This window comes from Neptuniibacter sp. QD72_48 (assembly GCF_047778065.1).
GTDB lineage: Bacteria > Pseudomonadota > Gammaproteobacteria > Pseudomonadales > Balneatricaceae > Neptuniibacter.
In genome coordinates this window covers 586,366-603,772 of record NZ_CP180547.1, presented here as the reverse complement: position 1 = coordinate 603,772, position 17,407 = coordinate 586,366, and the positions used below count along the sequence as shown (strand labels likewise).

11 protein-coding genes are annotated in these 17,407 nt (G+C 42.6%); 5 read left to right on the top strand and 6 right to left on the bottom strand.

Annotated elements, in window-relative coordinates:
- Positions 1 to 29: 29 nt before the first annotated feature.
- Positions 30 to 290, bottom strand: coding sequence for a DUF4212 domain-containing protein (locus ACMXYX_RS02505; RefSeq protein WP_415883411.1), 261 nt, complete (start codon positions 288 to 290; stop codon positions 30 to 32).
- Between the two features lie 323 nt (positions 291 to 613).
- Here ACMXYX_RS02505 and ACMXYX_RS02500 point away from each other — a divergent pair, with 323 nt between their 5' ends.
- The gene (locus tag ACMXYX_RS02500; RefSeq protein ID WP_415897489.1) at positions 614 to 4,564 is read left to right on the top strand and encodes a NahK/ErcS family hybrid sensor histidine kinase/response regulator; all 3,951 of its coding nucleotides are present in this window, start codon (positions 614 to 616) and stop codon (positions 4,562 to 4,564) included.
- 68 nt (positions 4,565 to 4,632) lie between these two features.
- Here the strand turns inward: ACMXYX_RS02500 and ACMXYX_RS02495 are convergent, their stop codons facing one another.
- The 5 genes from ACMXYX_RS02495 to ACMXYX_RS02475 all read right to left on the bottom strand — a co-directional run bounded on the left by ACMXYX_RS02495 (position 4,633) and on the right by ACMXYX_RS02475 (position 11,538).
- The gene (locus ACMXYX_RS02495) at positions 4,633 to 5,298 is read right to left on the bottom strand and encodes a response regulator transcription factor (protein ID WP_415883409.1); all 666 of its coding nucleotides are present in this window, start codon (positions 5,296 to 5,298) and stop codon (positions 4,633 to 4,635) included.
- Between the two features lie 156 nt (positions 5,299 to 5,454).
- The gene (gene acs / locus ACMXYX_RS02490; RefSeq protein ID WP_415883408.1) at positions 5,455 to 7,407 is read right to left on the bottom strand and encodes an acetate--CoA ligase; all 1,953 of its coding nucleotides are present in this window, start codon (positions 7,405 to 7,407) and stop codon (positions 5,455 to 5,457) included.
- A 220-nt stretch (positions 7,408 to 7,627) separates the two neighbouring features.
- Positions 7,628 to 9,001: a sigma-54-dependent transcriptional regulator gene (locus ACMXYX_RS02485; protein WP_415897488.1), complete on the bottom strand. Its 1,374-nt coding sequence runs from the start codon at positions 8,999 to 9,001 to the stop codon at positions 7,628 to 7,630.
- Between the two features lie 10 nt (positions 9,002 to 9,011).
- On the bottom strand, positions 9,012 to 10,115 hold the full coding sequence (locus ACMXYX_RS02480; RefSeq protein ID WP_415906444.1) for a sensor histidine kinase: 1,104 nt from the start codon (positions 10,113 to 10,115) through the stop codon (positions 9,012 to 9,014).
- 1 nt (position 10,116) lies between these two features.
- The gene (locus ACMXYX_RS02475) at positions 10,117 to 11,538 is read right to left on the bottom strand and encodes a sigma-54 dependent transcriptional regulator (RefSeq protein WP_415897486.1); all 1,422 of its coding nucleotides are present in this window, start codon (positions 11,536 to 11,538) and stop codon (positions 10,117 to 10,119) included.
- A 423-nt stretch (positions 11,539 to 11,961) separates the two neighbouring features.
- Between ACMXYX_RS02475 and ACMXYX_RS02470 the strand changes: the two genes are divergently transcribed.
- The 4 genes from ACMXYX_RS02470 (at position 11,962) to ACMXYX_RS02455 (ending at position 17,310) form a co-directional block, all read left to right on the top strand.
- Complete coding sequence (locus tag ACMXYX_RS02470; protein WP_415897485.1) at positions 11,962 to 12,096, top strand: hypothetical protein; 135 nt, start codon at positions 11,962 to 11,964, stop codon at positions 12,094 to 12,096.
- A 221-nt stretch (positions 12,097 to 12,317) separates the two neighbouring features.
- Entirely contained in the window at positions 12,318 to 14,387 is a 2,070-nt protein-coding gene (locus ACMXYX_RS02465) for a 6-hydroxymethylpterin diphosphokinase MptE-like protein (RefSeq protein WP_415897484.1), read from the top strand.
- Entirely contained in the window at positions 14,384 to 15,076 is a 693-nt protein-coding gene (locus ACMXYX_RS02460; protein ID WP_415897483.1) for an acylneuraminate cytidylyltransferase family protein, read from the top strand. The genes ACMXYX_RS02465 and ACMXYX_RS02460 overlap by 4 nt, the downstream gene beginning before the upstream one ends.
- A complete protein-coding gene (locus ACMXYX_RS02455; protein WP_415897482.1) occupies positions 15,073 to 17,310 on the top strand; it encodes an N-acetylneuraminate synthase family protein in 2,238 nt (745 codons plus the stop codon). The genes ACMXYX_RS02460 and ACMXYX_RS02455 overlap by 4 nt, the downstream gene beginning before the upstream one ends.
- The last annotated feature ends 97 nt before the right edge of the window (positions 17,311 to 17,407 follow it).

Below are 17,407 nucleotides of genomic sequence, written 5' to 3'. Positions count from 1 at the left end.
CAATGCCGTCCTAATAGAAATTATTATTGTTATTCGTGAACGTCATACTTCTCGTCAAGCTTGTTCATGCTGAACACGTATGTCCAGATCAAGATGACGAATACGAAGATTGACCCTTGCTGGCCGAACCAGAAACCTAGTGGGAAGCCGAAGAACGGAATCGCATTAAGCTGTTCGACAAACAAGATCGCGCAGCCGTAGGAAACTACGAACCAAATCGCGAGGTGAGTCATAATGATGCGCAAGTTTTCACGCCAGTAGGCTTGCGCCTGCTCATTACTGATTGACATAACACCATCCTTATTTTTGTTATTTAAAAATTGGTGAAAATTTAAGACTGTAAGAGACTAACAAACAGCGCAGCCAAACAAAGCTAAACTTTAGTCGACTCAACTTTCCTCTAAGCTATTGAAAAGTCGCTTCAAAGCGCGGTATTACGGCATTTCCTCGATATTGAGTAGTAAAAGACCACAAAAAACTCTAGACAAAGGTATTAACACTGCCGACCCTAATTTAGAAAAGCCACAACTACTCCATTCAGACAATTGTTGGGTTCCTGTCAAAATTAAGTAAACTAGCAACACATCTGTTTTTACTATTCATTAAGGAATGCATGATGCTTTCTGGCTGGTCGATAATTCTTATCTCTTTCACCTACCTTGGCCTTCTATTCGCCATTGCACACTATGGTGACAAAAGTGCGCAAAAGAATGATCGCATTATCAGCCGACCAATCATCTATTCCCTATCTCTTGCAGTTTACTGCTCCTCATGGACTTTTTACGGTGCTGTAGGACGGGCAACCACCAGCGGCTGGGAGTTTTTAGCTACCTACCTAGGACCTGTCATCGTCTTTGTATTTGGCTGGCGCCTTATTGAGAAGATGATTCTGATCAGTAAGCAGCAGAACATCACTACAATTTCAGACTTTATCTCTTCGAGATATGGTAAGAGCCAAGCTTTAGCAGTACTCGTCACCATCATTGCGGTTACAGGCACTATGCCTTACATCGCCATGCAGCTTAAAGCGGTGGCTATCAGTTATAACGCACTTACACCTGGGACAGAAGAAGTTATCAGTAAGGGTAGCGATACTGCCCTTTTCGTTGCGATTGTAATGGCGATCTTCGCCATACTATTTGGTACTCGGCAGATTGATGCAACAGAGCACCACGAAGGCTTGGTATTAGCCGTAGCTTTTGAATCCATTGTCAAACTAACAGCGTTTATCGCTGTTGGTATTTTCGTTATGCTTGAGGTATTCGACGGTTTCGAAGACCTCGCCTACAACATAGCCACTCAGCTCAATAACAATTCCAATTACTCATCATTTCTAGACGACAGTTTTTTGACAGAGATATTACTCGCCTGCGCAGCGGTAATCTGCTTGCCACGCCAGTTCCATGTAACGATTGTAGAGAACACCAATACAGGCCACTTAAAGCTAGCTCGCTGGTTGTTTCCAATCTACCTAATCCTCCTAGCTATCTTTGTACTACCTATCTCGACTGCTGGCATGCTGTATTTCGAGAATACTAGCGTCGACGCAGACACTTATGTTTTGATGCTGCCATTAGCTGCAGACTATAAAGAACTCGCCACCTTTGCTTTCATTGGTGGCCTTTCAGCTTCTACTAGCATGGTTATTGTTGCCAGCATCACCTTATCCACAATGGTCTGTAACGACATCGTGATGCCACTTCTTTTCCGCATCTCTTGGTTACGCCTATCCGACACTAACGATGTCGGTGCACTCCTACTCAAAGTCCGTCGAATCACCATCATGTGCTTAATGATTCTGGCGTACTTCTACTATCGAATTTTAGGTGAGCAATCCCCTCTCGCCTCATTCGGTCTACTTGCTTTTGTTGCGGCCGCACAATTCCTTCCAGCGATCATTGGCGGTATATATTGGAAGGCAGGATCTCGGCACGGGGTGCTTGCTGGCTTAACAGGCGGCTTCCTTCTATGGCTATACACATTAGTACTACCATCATTCAGTGAAGCAGGCTTACTCGGCCCTGAATATTTAAACAATAGTATTTTTGGAATTGAGTGGTTAAAGCCAACTCAGCTATTCGGAATAGAAGGCTTAGAACCGCTTACACACGGTGTTTTCTGGTCTCTATTCTTTAATACCTCGCTGTATTTCTTAGTTTCCAAATATACGAGCTTGCGCCTTGTTGACCGTATTCAAGCCAGTGCCTTTGTTGATGTTTACAACAAGGATTTAACTGAAGCTACACGTCAATATGGGCAGGTAACCGTTGGCGATCTTCAAATGCTAACAGAGCGCTTCCTTGGCATCAGCAGAACTCAACATTCTTTTACTGGCTTCGCACTGCAACATGGAGAAGAACCACCTTTATCAGGCGATAAAGCGACCCCAGAATTAGTACAATTTACCGAACGCCTTTTAGCCGGTGTCATCGGCGCATCCTCTGCACGCATCGTCTTAGCGTCTACTTTACGCGGCAAAGACATGCATATCGGCGATGTCGTAACCATTGTTGACGAAGCCTCACAGGCACTGCGTTTTAACCGCTCACTCCTGCAATCAACCATTGAGAATATCAGCCTCGGCATAAGCGTTGTTGACCAACAGATGCGACTCGTTGCTTGGAACCGCGTTTACGTAGAGATGTTTGATTACCCTGAGGGCCTCATCTGCGTTGGCCGGCCGATCGAAGAAGTTTTCCGTTATAACGCCATGAAAGGTGAATACGGTCCGGGCAACAATGATGAACAAGTAACCAAACGCTTAAAAGTCCTTAAATCAGGTAAGCGCCATAGCTACGAACGTTTCCGCCCGGACGGCACCGTTCTAGAAGTGCGTGGTAACCCAATGCCAAATGGTGGCTACGTAAACACCTACATGGATATCACAGATCATAAGCATGTCGAAGAGGCACTAAGGGAAAGTGAGCAAAACATTAGAATCTACACCGATAATGTACCGGTACTAATTGCCTACCTTGATCCAGAGAGACGCTACCTGTTCATCAACAAAGCCTATGCCGACACCTTTGGCCTTGATCGCAATACCATCTCAGGTCAACCTTGCTACAAGACAATGAGCGAGGATGAGTACGAGCTTAGAAGCCCTTATATAACAGCTGCTCTCGCAGGCAAACGTCAGCGCTTTGAAACCACGCTTCCGAGTGACAGCGGCCAGCCCCGTTATGCCGAGGTTAAATACATCCCGCACATTGGCGAATATGGCGATGTACTGGGTTACTTCACTCTATACCAAGACATTACTGAGCGTCGTAAAGCTGAGTTAGCGCTGAAAGAGACCAATGAGACGCTAGAACAACGGGTACGTGAACGTACTCACGCACTCTCTGTTGTTAACAAAGAGCTACGAAAAGAAAATACGATTCGATCTTTAATGGAAGACGAGCTCCGTCAAGCCAAGTCTGATGCTGATGACGCGAACTTGGGTAAGACCAGATTCCTAGCTTCTGCCAGCCACGACTTATTACAGCCACTTAATGCTGCGCGCTTATTCACATCAGCCTTAGCTCAGCAAAGCCATAGCGAAGAGACCAGCCAGCTGGTAGAAAACCTTAACGGCTCTCTAACTGCCGCTGAGGAGCTTATCACCGCGATCCTAGATATATCCAAACTAGATGCTGGTGCACTTGCGCCATCCATTACGGACTTTCCTCTGGATGATATGTTTAGTGCATTAAATACTGAATTTACCGCAGTCGCCGCTAAAAAGTCGCTTAAGTTCCGAACTGTACAATGCAACAAGGTTGTACGCTCGGACCAACAGCTCCTAAGACGAATCATCCAAAACTTCCTATCGAACGCTATGCGCTATACACAAGAGGGCAAGATTCTGCTTGGATGCCGTCGCCGTAAAAACATGCTTAGAATCGAAGTCTGGGATACAGGCGTAGGTATAGCTGAAGACAAAATCAAAGAGGTCTTTGAAGAGTTCAGACGCATCGATAACCCTAAGCACTCTCAGGTACAAGGCCTAGGTCTCGGGCTTGCGATTACAGAACGCATTGCTCGCATGCTGGGCCACAAGCTTAATGTCCGCTCTTGGCCGACTAAAGGCACCGTATTCAGCGTCGAGATCCCCCTTGGCGACAGAACCAAAGCGGTTAAACCAAAGCCCGAAAAACGCGGCTGGATCCGCAGTAAAGGCCTAAACGGAATCCGAGCCATAGTGATCGACAACGAACCTAAGATCCTAGAAGGCATGTCAGCACTGCTTAACGGCTGGGGCTGCGATGTGAAAGTCGCTCTTTCCTCTAAAGAAGCAACCGACCTAATTCAATCAGAGAATTTCCAGCCAGAGATCATTCTAGCTGATTACCACCTCTCAGAAACACTAACAGGCATCATGGCTCTAGATGACCTAGCGCCACTGTTGGATAAACCAGTACCAAGCATCGTTATCACTGCTGACCGAACTGAAGAGGTGAAGAACGAAATCCAAGATTATGGATCACAACTATTAACCAAGCCTATTCGCCCTGCGGCATTACGAGCGATGATTAATAAAACCATTGCCACAGCACGCGCTAGCGAAGCTGAAAACGAATAACCTTGAACCAATCACAACCAATAAAAAAGGCGCCATAGGCGCCTTTTTTAAAATCTTTATTTTAGGTATTACTCAAGATCAGTCTTAGGCGGCTCGACACCAAGGCGCTGAGCAGCAATTACCGCTTGTGTACGACTATGAACACCCAGCTTACGTAAAATAGCTGTTACGTGCGCTTTGATCGTCGCTTCAGAAACGTTTAACTCATAAGCGATCTGCTTGTTTAACAACCCTTCAGTCAGCATCGTCAATACACGGAACTGTTGAGGCGTTAATGCAGATAATGCCGCAGCGAACTTTTGGTCATCTTCGCTTACATCACCTAAATTATCAGCTACTTCCTGAGGCAACCATTCCTCACCTTCAAGTACAGCAACAATGGCTTCACCAATTGTTTCGAGAGGTGCTGATTTCGGGATAAAACCAGAAGCGCCGTAATCAATAGCACGCTTCATTACATGCGGTTGCTCACTGCCAGATACAACCACAACTGGGATCCCCGGGTTTTGACCACGCAAGAACACTAGACCAGAAAAGCCATTAGTGCCTGGCATATGAATATCTAATAACACCAGATCTGCATCAGAGTGCTGATCCACGGCTTCCTGCACTGCAGCCAACGAATCCGCTTCGATTGTTTCTACACCAGGCATTGCCTGAGTAACAGCCTGTTTTAAAGCTGCACGGAACAACGGATGATCATCTGCAATAATAATTTTTTGTGCTAACTGCATGCGTTCACTTCCCCCTTAAGAACCCTGTGACGAACGCCAACCGTTAATGAACGGTTAATCCAGTGAAGAGAATACCACTATAAAACAAAAAACTCCCGCAAGTCTCGGGTAATCCGCGACTTACAGGAGTTTTTTCAGACTAATTTATAAGAAGAATTAGTCCTGACGGTTCATACGGTTTTCGATTAGGTCATCTACTACAGATGGATCTGCAAGTGTAGAAGTATCACCTAAAGCACCGAAATCGTCTTCAGCGATCTTACGAAGGATACGACGCATGATCTTACCAGAACGTGTCTTAGGCATGCCTGGTGCGAATTGAATCAAGTCTGGAGATGCGATTGGACCGATCTCAGAACGTACGTGCATACGTAGTTCTTTAAGTAGCTCGTCAGACTGCTCGAAACCAGACTGTAGAGTTACATAAACGTAGATGCCTTGACCCTTAACTTCGTGCGGGTAGCCAACTACTGCTGCTTCAGCAACTGCTTCGTGAGCTACTAGTGCAGACTCAACTTCCGCAGTACCCATACGGTGGCCAGAAACGTTGATTACGTCATCTACACGACCTGTGATCCAATAGTAACCGTCTTCATCACGACGACAACCATCACCAGTAGTGTATACACCTTTGTATGTAGAGAAGTAAGTTTGGATAAAGCGCTCGTGATCACCCCAGATAGAACGAGCCTGAGATGGCCAAGAATCTTTAATTACTAGGTTACCGTCAGTCGCACCTTCCAACTCGTTACCATCAGCATCTAGAAGTGCTGGCTGAATACCGAAGAATGGACGAGATGCTGCACCTGGCTTAGCTGCAGTAGCACCTGGCAGAGGAAGAATCATCATACCGCCAGTTTCAGTCTGCCACCAAGTATCAACGATTGGGCAACGACCCTGACCGATAATGCGGTGGTACCATTCCCAAGCTTCTGGGTTGATTGGCTCACCTACAGAACCAAGGATACGTAGTGTAGATAGGTCAGAATCACCTAGTACATCTTCACCTTGCTGCATCAATGCACGAATAGCCGTTGGTGCAGTGTAGAACTGGTTAACTTTGTGTTTTTCGATAACACGGCCGAAACGGCTGTTATCTGGGTAGCTTGGAACACCTTCAAACATTAGTGAAGTTGCACCGTTAGCTAGTGGTCCGTATACGATGTAAGAGTGACCAGTAACCCAACCTACGTCAGCAGTACACCAGTAGATATCACCTTCTTTATAGTCGAACGCGTACTCGTGTGTCATGGAAGCGTAAACCATGTAACCACCAGTAGTGTGCTTCAGACCTTTTGGCGCACCAGTAGAACCAGACGTGTAAAGAATGAACATTGGATCTTCAGCGTTCATCTCTTCAGCAGGGCAATCAGCAGATGCTTCAGCTACTAGATCTTCGTACCAAACATCAACATTGCTATCCCAAGCAACATCTTGCTCAACGCGCTTAACAACGATTACGCTTTCAACATGCGCTTTAGCTGCATCATGCTCTAACGCTTTGTCTACGTTAGCTTTAAGCGGAACAGACTTGCCTGCACGCAAAGAGTAGTTAGACGTTACAACAACTTTAGATTTCGCACCTTCGATACGAGCTGCTAGCGCTTCAGGAGAGAAACCACCAAATACGATAGAGTGGACAGCACCAATACGAGTACATGCCAACATAGCTACAGCAGCTTCTGGAATCATAGGCATGTAAAGCGTTACAACATCGCCTTTCTCTACGCCACGAGCTTTAAGAGCGTTAGAAAACTTACAAACGCGCTCATGAAGATCACGGTAAGTGATATTTTCAGATTCGCTTGGATCATCACCTTCCCAGATGATAGCAACCTGATCACCACGAGTTTCTAGGTGGCGATCAAGACAGTTGTGAGAAGCGTTCAACGTACCATCTTCGTACCAACGAATATCTACATTGTGTGGATCGAAAGTGGTGTTTTTAACTTTAGTGTATGGCTTAAACCAATCCAGGCGCTTACCTGCTTCACCCCAGAATGCATCCGGATCGTTAACTGATTGCTCATACATCGCTTCATATTTTTCGTTGTCGATGTGCGCGTTTGCCGCAATCTCCGGACTTACTGGATATACCTTTTCACTCATCGTGATGCCCTTAGCTTGATTGTTTTAGTTCTAAAATAACCCCAGATCGCTCTACTCCAATATTATTATTCTACGAGTCAGTTTGAGGCTTTATATCAGTACCTAGATTTATACAGAAGGGGTAGCGGGCCTCTGAATTAGACATTGGTATATCCGGTGTAAGACCTTAGTCTCTACAAGCTTTTTTTAAAAGCGCGTAAAAGGGATCTTTAAAAGCCTATTAACGACCAAGCAATTTATCTAAATCCAAGCCTTGCTCACGCATCTTAGCTAGCTTGTATCGCAGAGTACGCGGGCTTATCCCGAGATTTTCCGCTGCTTCCTTACGACTTCCGTGAGTAGCTTTTAGGGCATCAATAATCAGCTGAAATTCTCGCTGACGAACGCCCTCTCCCAACTGTCCTGAAAGATCTTCATCTTGATCAGTTTCTTGATTCACGTCATGTACAGTTGTGTGTGAAATATCTTCAGGATTGAGCATAAGGTCAGCAACACCGATTTCTGTACCGGATTGCAGTATCAAAGCTCGCTGCACAACATTGTCTAATTCACGCACATTACCCGGCCAAGAATAATCGGTCATCAAACGCTTAACATCATCAGATAACGCAACTGAAGTACGCAGCATTTTCTGGCAATACTTACCAAAAAGCCTTTCAGCCAAAGGCACAATATCAGCCGAGCGCTCACGCAAAGGTTTCCATTGCAATGGAAAGACATTAAGACGATAGAATAAGTCTTCTCTAAATTTACCTTCTGCAACGTAACTATCTAATTTGCGGTTTGTGGTTGCCAACACACGAACATTAAGCTTGATAACTTTACGACCACCAATTCGCTCCACTTCTTGCTCCTGCAATACACGTAGCAACTTTGCCTGTAAACCAAGATCCATCTCGGAAATCTCATCAAGCAACAAAGTACCGCCATCAGCCTGCTCAAACTTACCGGGTGCACTTGCATAGGCACCAGTAAAAGCCCCTTTCTCGTGTCCAAACAAAGTAGCTTCGAGCATATTTTCAGGGATTGCAGCACAGTTAATCGCAATAAATGGCTTCTTAGCCCGCGAAGAGTGGTTATGGATGTATTGAGCCAAAACTTCTTTACCTGTACCTGACTCTCCAGAGATCAACACTGTAGAATCTGACGCTGCTACGCGACGAGCCAACTGCAGTAATTGCTGACTACTAGGCTCTTCCGCTATAGGCTGCTCCATTTCACTTGCCGCAGTCTCTCCAACCGCAAAGCGACGTACTGACGATATCAAGGCATCAGAATCAAACGGCTTCATCAAGTAATCGACAGCACCGGCTTTGATGGCCTCTACCGCTTTACTTACTTGCCCAAAAGCAGTGATAAGCATAACCGGCAATGCAGGGTAAGTTTCGTGAATCTTATCTAACAACTGATGCCCATCCATACCCGGCATATTGACATCGGTTACGACCATAGCCACCTGCTGACGCGACAAAATATCCAAAGCGGTTTCTGCATCTTCTGCTTCAAGATATTCAAAGCCTGCCAATTCCAACGTATCACAAAGCGCTTCGCGTAACTCGTTATCGTCTTCAACTATTAATATACGATTAGCCATTGCAGATCTTTTAACCCTCTTCCGAAGCAGACGTTATTGCCGGCAAAATTAGACTGGCGACAGTTCCCTGACCCGGCAGAGAATTAAGTAAGAATTGACCATGATGAGCATGCGCTACAACTTGAGCTACCGCTAAGCCCAATCCCGTACCATGGGATTTGGTGGTATAAAATGGTTCGAGCGCCCGCTTCAATTCATCTGCGCCCATTCCTGGCCCTTGATCAATAACATCGATGCGTAACTTCCCGTCCTGATCAGCGAAACGAACCATCAACTCCGCACCCTTACCGCAAGCCTGCAGAGCATTCTCAATCAAATTACTACAAACACCTAACAGCGCTTCTTTATTACACTGCAAACTATATTCGGGGACAGAATTCACACAGTCACAATCAGCATCGTAGTTTACCAATGGTACATCGAGCATATCTTCTAGTTCAGCCATCAGTGCTTTAGAGCTTACCTGCTCATCTAAACGCATTTCACCACGCGCAAAAATTAACATATCCCTAACTTGCTGTTCTAAATTAGTCAGGCGAGATTTGGCTTTAGTGGCAAATTTCTGACGCTGCTCTTGCAATAGATCTGGGCGATTAAGATGATCAACATAAAGTAAGGCCGCCGATAGAGGCGTTCTGATTTGATGCGCAAGTGACGCCATCATCCGCCCCATTTCAGATAGACGCTGATAATGAGACAAACGCCCCTGAAGAAGACGAGTTTCGGTCTGATCCGTTAATACCACCAATTGCCCTGGTTCATTATCCATTGCTCGTGTCATCAAACTGACTTTACGGCCATCTTTTAATGAAACTTCATGACCATCATCATTTTGAGGAGCAAAGCTACGTTCAATTATCTTAAACCACGGCTGTCCTTTGATAGGAGAACCCAACAAGTTCTCGGCTACCGAATTAACTTCTGAAATCAACCCAGAACCATCAATAATAACTACACCAACAGGCATAACCGATAACAAATGCTGAAAACGATCATTCAACTGTTGGCTATCCTGACTTTGACTTGCTTCAAGTTGAACCAACTTCTTCTTATTAGCAGATAGCTCATTTTCTAATTGCTCTATGCGCTGTAGATACTGTTCTTCGCTGGACATATTACTTACGCTGCATTCCATATTTACGCATTTTTTCTACTAAAGTGGTCCGTCGAATATTTAACGTCTCCGCGGCTCGTGCAACCACATTGTCATTTACAGTAAGAGCCTGCTCTAATAAACGCTGCTCGATTGTTTCCAAATGCCTTTTAAGGTCAATACCTTCATCTGGCAGTTTATCCAGCTCTACGGTGTGAGGAATACTAACTCCTTCTGATGAAACAGCATTTTCGGCTTGTTCGTATAATTCAGGATTTGGTTCAGGAACATTCTGAAATTTAGGCGGCAACTCAGAAACACCAACCACGCCGTTCGGGTAAAGGATCGCCATACGCTCAATTAAGTTGGAGAGTTCCCGCACATTACCGGGCCAAGGATGCAATTGCAGGGATGCTATCGCACTATTTTGAAAACGAACGGCATCTAAACCTTGCTCTGGAAGTCGACGTGAGAGCTCATCCAGCAATAAAGGGAGGTCACCTGCACGCTCTCTTAATGGCGGCATATCTATAGGGAAGACATTTAGGCGGTAATATAAATCCTCCCTAAACTCACCCGTTTCGATCATCTCTTCCAAGTTTTTATGCGTTGCCGCGATCACTCGAATATCAGCGTCTAAGGTTTTAGTCCCACCAATTCGCTCAAACTTACGCTCTTGCAATACTCGAAGAAGTTTAACCTGCATAGGCAGCGGCATATCACCAACTTCATCCAAGAAAAGCGTTCCGCCTTGAGCCAACTCAAAACGCCCAGGTCGACTAGACACCGCTCCAGTAAAGGCGCCTTTTTCGTGACCAAAAAGCTCGCTTTCGAGAAGATCCGCAGGAATGGCGCCACAGTTTATAGGTACAAAAGGACCATTTTTACGCACTGAATGATCATGAAGACTGCGAGCTACAACCTCTTTACCTGTGCCTGACTCACCGGTAATCAAGACATTTACATCTCTACCAGCCACTTGAGACATCGCCCGTCTCACTTGCAACATTGACTGGCTAATACCCACTAATCCAGAGAAAAGATCGACCTGTGCAAGCGATGCATCATCTGCTCTCAATCTAAATAACTGAGCTCGATGCAAACAATCCAGTAACTGCTGATAGTTAAACGGAACTGAAAGCTGCCCAACCACACACTGGCGTAAGGAGTCAGACAGTTCTGCAACGTCTGACCATTCATCCAACGTCACCACAGCAATAGAAGCAAACTTATCTTGAAAATCTTTAACAAGCTTTTCTAAAGAGATAGGTAGCTGACTTTGACCCAGCAGCACCAAATTGATCTGATCTGTGCTTATCTCACTGTTAGATTGAAACCAATCAACAAAACCGCAAAATTCACACGGCTGATCAAGAAAAGAAAAAGCGGAACTCAAAAGCTCCCGCCGACTTAGATCATCATCTATGACTAAAACCGAAGACATGCCTAACCATTATTAAAAGCTGCTTGTTAATAATGGTAATAATTAACCGAGAAAGGGGTAATGTCAATAAAATGTCACAAGCATAAAAAAATCAAACAGCACGATATTTTATTGACACCGATTAATAAACCACCTTATATACAGTGATCAATACTGATTAACTTCTTATCAATAACGTAATTTCGGAACATGATCATTAGATGCAAACAAATAGGATCTAATGAGTGAGGAGCTAACAGATGATGCCGTGATTATGACGGAAAAAGCTGATATCCGATTATACTCCTCTCCCTAGAGCATAAAAAAACAGAACAATCTTCAAGTCTCATATTATATGTCAATAGCATGCAAAAAAACTCATTCCTGAAAATTCAGGCTAATGACTCTATAACCTAGATACGCCACAGACCAAAACAGTAGATTTTGGCAACCAGTATTGCTCAAGTAATAAAAGGTGATGAAACATTGTCTCTTACTGAAAACAAGTCTACACACATCCCAATTGATGCAGCACATTCGCTAGTAAACTCACCCTTAAGCTTAATCGCTCTAGAGTGATTTAAAGTCCAAGTAGGCACTTATCCAGTGCGTGGGTAACATCAGATTCAATGACGCTATCGGGGAAAAACACGATACACAAAAGCACTAACATCTTGGATGACCTTCGAAGCTAATATACACTGATTATAATATCTATAACTTGTAGCACCCCCAAAAACTCAAGAAGACTGACGTCAAACCACAGTCTAATATTTAGCCCAAATTTCAAGAGATAAAGCATGGATTTTGACCAAAAGAAACACGCAGAAGAAATCCTGAAAATGCAACAAATGCTGAATCAGCAATTTGCAAAAAATATCCTTTTTTTCAAAAAAGAGATACCTGAGGTGGCCGAGAAATTCTCTAGACACACTCCGACCGATATATCACTTAAATTGTCAGATCAGGGCTATCTTAACCTTTTCAATAACAAATTAAACAATAAACCCGTTTACAGATACGATCCTCAAAAGTTCTGTCAGGATTTTGTTGACCAGTTCACTAAAAAACCACATATCTTCGATTTCACCCCTCAATCAAAAGACGCATTAGATGCTGAAAATATTTTACACATATCACATATGAATAGATGTGTGGATATCCTAAAGCAGCATACAAAAAGAACCATAGACCTAACAACCGAAAAAACGTGTAACCTACTGATATTAAACGGCATTGGCATGGGCTATATCGTCCCACAAATGCTAGAACTGTGCGATATTAAGAACTTAGTAATTATTGAGCCTCATTTAGATATTTTTTTCGCAAGTTTATTTATCTTAGATTGGAAAGAGGTCTTCTCATATTTCAAACAGGAAGGCCATTCTCTCAAACTAATAGTGGGTCAATCTAGTCAACAGTCTTTAACCGAGTTCAAAACATATCTTGATTTCATAGGCGTTTATAACGCGGTTAACAGTTGCAAAATAGACCATCTTTCCAGTAAAGAAATGAAAGAAATCACTGATAATTTTCTTGATAGGCTAGGAATTATCTTCGCATCATCAGGCTACTTTGATGATGAACAAGTTGGTCTTGCTCACACTATACAAAATTGGGAATGCCAAATCCCTCCTCTAAGAAACCATAGTATTATTAGCAAAGAAAGCTTAGATATTCCTGTTTTTATAATCGGAAATGGTCCCTCACTAGACGAAGCAAAAGACTTCCTATCAAAACATCAAGAAAACGCCATATATATATCTTGCGGCACAACGATCGGCTCCCTCTACAAAATGGGCATCAAGCCCGACATCCATATTGAAATGGAGCGAACTAAGCCTGTTATAGAATGGCTTGAGACCTCAACTGATAGCCAGTATCGAGATAACATCTTATTACTTACACTTAACACTGTTCACCCTGACGTATTCAAATTATTCGATAAGAAAGGCATGGCCTTAAAGGCAAATGACCTCGGAACATATTTCATATCAAAATACATTAAGACAGGTAACTATTGCGTAAATTTAGGTAACTGCAATCCAACCGTAGGGAATACAGGGTTAGCGCTTGCTATCGCTTTAGGTTTCAGAGAGGTTTATCTTTTTGGAATGGATTTCGGCTTCAGCTCCGGGACTCAGCATCATTCAAAACACAGCACCCATTACTCCATAGACAAACAACATACAGCTAGCTTGAACCTGTACAAAACAGATGATAATAAAAATTTCTATCTCAAAGGCAACTTCCAAGAGCAAATACTTACAAATGCAACGTTCAAATTTGCAAAGATTTCTATGGAAATGTGCCTCAGTCAACCAAAGTCTATCAACTGCTACAATACAAGCAATGGCATATACATTGAGGGAACTACACCAATCAAACCAAATCAAATAGAGTCTAATGTTCAGATCAAAAATAAAGGTTCAATAGTCAATAACCTTTTTGAAAATTATTTCTATAACTCAGGTATAGAAAAAAATGCTTCTCAAGAAGAAACTTTGAAAGATTTCTACTTCTTGGAAGAGTCAATCGAAAACTTGAAAAAAAGCTTCTCGACCAGACCCAAAAGCATTGATCAAGTTCAATATGAACTTTTCAGACATCATAATATCCTCAATAGCTTAAAAAACTCCTCTAAAGGAAAGTACTTATATCCATTAATCAAGGGAAGCATTACATCTTTTTGTATTATTCTAAACAAAGCTCTATACCTAGGACATAATCAGAAAGACAGCATTATAATTTACAAGAAAGTTTTAAATATATACCTAGATTTTTTAGATTCTATAAAAAACAGATCCGGCAAAAGACTTCTAGATATAGATAATAAAACGAGAAATTTAGACAGTAAGCTTATCAAATGATTATTGCTATAATTCCAGCAAGAGGAGGGTCAAAAGGAATCCCTCGCAAAAACATAAAACCAATAGCTGGCAAGCCTCTTATTGCCTGGACAATAGAACACGCTCTTAACAGCAAAAGAATAGATAAAGTAATTGTATCTACTGACTGTCCTGATATTGCTAAGATAGCATCGGATTGCGGAGCATATGTACCGTTTTTAAGACCAAGTCAAATTGCAAATGACACTGCAACAACCGAGTCAGCTGTTATAAATTGCCTCGACTGGCTTAGGGACAATGATGATATTGTTCCCAGTATAGTTGTATTACTCCAATGCACTTCACCAGTTAGGTTAGATGGCTCTATCGATAATGCTTTATCCCATTTTTTCTCTGGAAGTTACGACTCCTTACTAAGCACTACAGAGTTCTGGCACTTTCTATGGGAAAATGAAAAACGCCCGACTGCTAGATATGACTTTTTAAATCGTCCTCGCAGACAAGACATCCCTCAGAAGCAATTAACATATAGAGAAAATGGTTCCATCTATATAACAAAAGAAACTATTTACCGAGACACAAACAATCGCCTCGGTGGCGAAATAGGTATGTATGTTATGAGCGAAGAGGAAAGCTATGAAATTGACACACCGACAGACTGGGTAATCAATGAGGCTATACTAAAACTTCAAGCAGGCAAGAAATCGTGATTATCCTTAAAAAAATATCTGATTTTATCGTTTATGAATATGAATCTGTTTTTCGCGCTCTTGAGAAAATCAATCAGAACAAAAATCGAATCGTATTCGTTGTTTCTAGTTCAGGCCAATTGCTTGGATCATTCACAGACGGCGATTTCAGGCGCTGGTTAATTAACGTTGAAAACTTTGACCTCAAACAGGATGTTGGTTCTTTAACCAATGCTAATGCACAGAGCCTACCCATAGAAGCATCACGTAAAGAGATAGAAAACAGTTTCAAGCGCCCTATTTCAGTCATTCCATTATTAGATGACTCGAAGCGCCCTGTTGCTATAGCCATTAAAGGCGAAAGAGGTATTGTACTCGGCCTGCAAAAGATAGATGAATCAAGTCCAGCTTTTATTATTGCTGAGATTGGTAACAACCATAACGGTAGTCTGGAGCTAGCTAAGAAACTGATCAAACTTGCTAAAAAGGCAGGAGCTGATTGCGCTAAGTTCCAGATGAGAAGCATGAATTCTCTGTACAAGGAATCAGCCGATGGATCATCTGATCTAGGAACTGAATATACTCTGGATTTACTTTCAAGATTTCAATTATCAGATGAAGAACTTTTCTCTGCATTTGATTACTGCAAAGAATTAGACATGATGCCTCTTTGTACTCCTTGGGATACCGAATCCCTGAGGAAACTTGAAAACTATGGAATGAATGCTTATAAAGTTGCCTCAGCTGATTTAACTAATGACGCTTTGTTAACTGACATTGCAAAGACAGGTAAAACCTTAATTTGTTCAACTGGAATGTCCAAAGAGTCAGAAATTCGTCATGCAGTGGATTTACTAAAATATCATGGTACAGAATTTATCATGTTACATTGTAACTCTACATACCCAACACCTCTTAAGGATGTTAATTTAAAATATCTGCAAAGATTAAAATCCATCACTGGCAGCATTGTAGGTTATTCTGGGCATGAGCGTGGTATTACTATTCCAATTGCTGCTGTAGCACTGGGCGCCAAGGTTATTGAAAAGCATTTCACAATTGATAAAGAAATGGAGGGAAATGACCATAAAGTATCCCTATTACCCGACGAATTCAAACAGATGGTTCAGGACATCAGAGTCTTAGAGTCAGCACTAGGGAATAATGACTCTCGACTTTTATCACAAGGGGAAATGATAAATAGAGAAATACTTGCTAAAAGCTTAGTCAGCAATACCAATATCCCCAAAGGAAGTACTATCACACGAGAAATGCTGGATGTGAAGAGCCCTGGGCAAGGCCTTCAACCGTGTTATCTGGAACAACTAGTAGGTATGAAAAGTAAGCGAGACATGAGCCCGGGAGATTACTTTTACAATTCAGACCTCAAAAGTCTTGAATCATCTCCTAAAGCTTATAAATTTGATCGGCCTTTTGGCATACCTGTAAGATATCACGATTATAAAAAGCTGACTGCCCTCTCTAACATGGATTTTATCGAGTTCCATCTGAGCTATCAGGACATGGAAGTGAACATCGCAGATTTCATTAAACCAACGGCTAACCATGGATTTGCCGTACATTCACCGGAGCTTTTCAAAGGCGACCATATTCTTAATTTGGCCAGCCCAGATACTGAATATCGTAAACATTCGATAGAAGAGCTTACTCGTGTTGTAGAAATAACCCGAGAGTTGAAAGGCTTTTTCCCCAACACGAAAAAACCATTTATTGTGGTCAATGCTGGGGGATTTAACACTCAAGGATTTGTAGACAAAGACGCCCTTCCATCGATGTATAACCGTGTAGCAGAGTCCCTATCAGAGATAAACACGGAAGGTGTCGAGATCATCATTCAAACAATGCCCCCCTTCCCTTGGCATTTTGGCGGGCAGAGTTTCCACAATTTATTCGTATCAGCCAATGATATAGCAACATTTTGCAAACAGAATAACATCAGAATATGTTTGGATGTTTCTCATTCAATGATGGCATGCAACTACTATGATTGGGACCTTATAGAATTTATTCGCACCATAAGGCCATACATTGCCTATTGCCATATCGTAGATGCTAAAGGTGTAGACGGGGAAGGTATTCAGATAGGACATGGTGATGTTAACTTTTCAGACTTATCGAAAGTACTGAAAGAACAAGTATCTAGTATTCCATTCATACCTGAAGTTTGGCAAGGCCACAAAAATAATGGAGAGGGTTTTTGGGAAGCATTGAGCTATTTAGAAAGATACTTCTAAATCCTTCACATAGATTATTAACGCCGTATAGACACGTCCTGCCTTTAATATGTAAGTCGTGCTTTGATGAATAAACATGTGCATAAGTAGATCCACT

Excerpts from the sequence above, each read along its gene's own strand:
- ACMXYX_RS02505 (WP_415883411.1), bottom strand. The coding sequence starts at position 290 with ATGTCAATCAGTAATGAGCAGGCGCAAGCCTACTGGCGTGAAAACTTG.
- ACMXYX_RS02500 (WP_415897489.1), top strand. The coding sequence starts at position 614 with ATGATGCTTTCTGGCTGGTCGATAATTCTTATCTCTTTCACCTACCTT.
- ACMXYX_RS02495 (WP_415883409.1), bottom strand. The coding sequence starts at position 5,298 with ATGCAGTTAGCACAAAAAATTATTATTGCAGATGATCATCCGTTGTTC.
- acs (WP_415883408.1), bottom strand. The coding sequence starts at position 7,407 with ATGAGTGAAAAGGTATATCCAGTAAGTCCGGAGATTGCGGCAAACGCG.
- ACMXYX_RS02485 (WP_415897488.1), bottom strand. The coding sequence starts at position 9,001 with ATGGCTAATCGTATATTAATAGTTGAAGACGATAACGAGTTACGCGAA.
- ACMXYX_RS02480 (WP_415906444.1), bottom strand. The coding sequence starts at position 10,115 with ATGTCCAGCGAAGAACAGTATCTACAGCGCATAGAGCAATTAGAAAAT.
- ACMXYX_RS02475 (WP_415897486.1), bottom strand. The coding sequence starts at position 11,538 with ATGTCTTCGGTTTTAGTCATAGATGATGATCTAAGTCGGCGGGAGCTT.
- ACMXYX_RS02465 (WP_415897484.1), top strand. The coding sequence starts at position 12,318 with ATGGATTTTGACCAAAAGAAACACGCAGAAGAAATCCTGAAAATGCAA.
- ACMXYX_RS02460 (WP_415897483.1), top strand. The coding sequence starts at position 14,384 with ATGATTATTGCTATAATTCCAGCAAGAGGAGGGTCAAAAGGAATCCCT.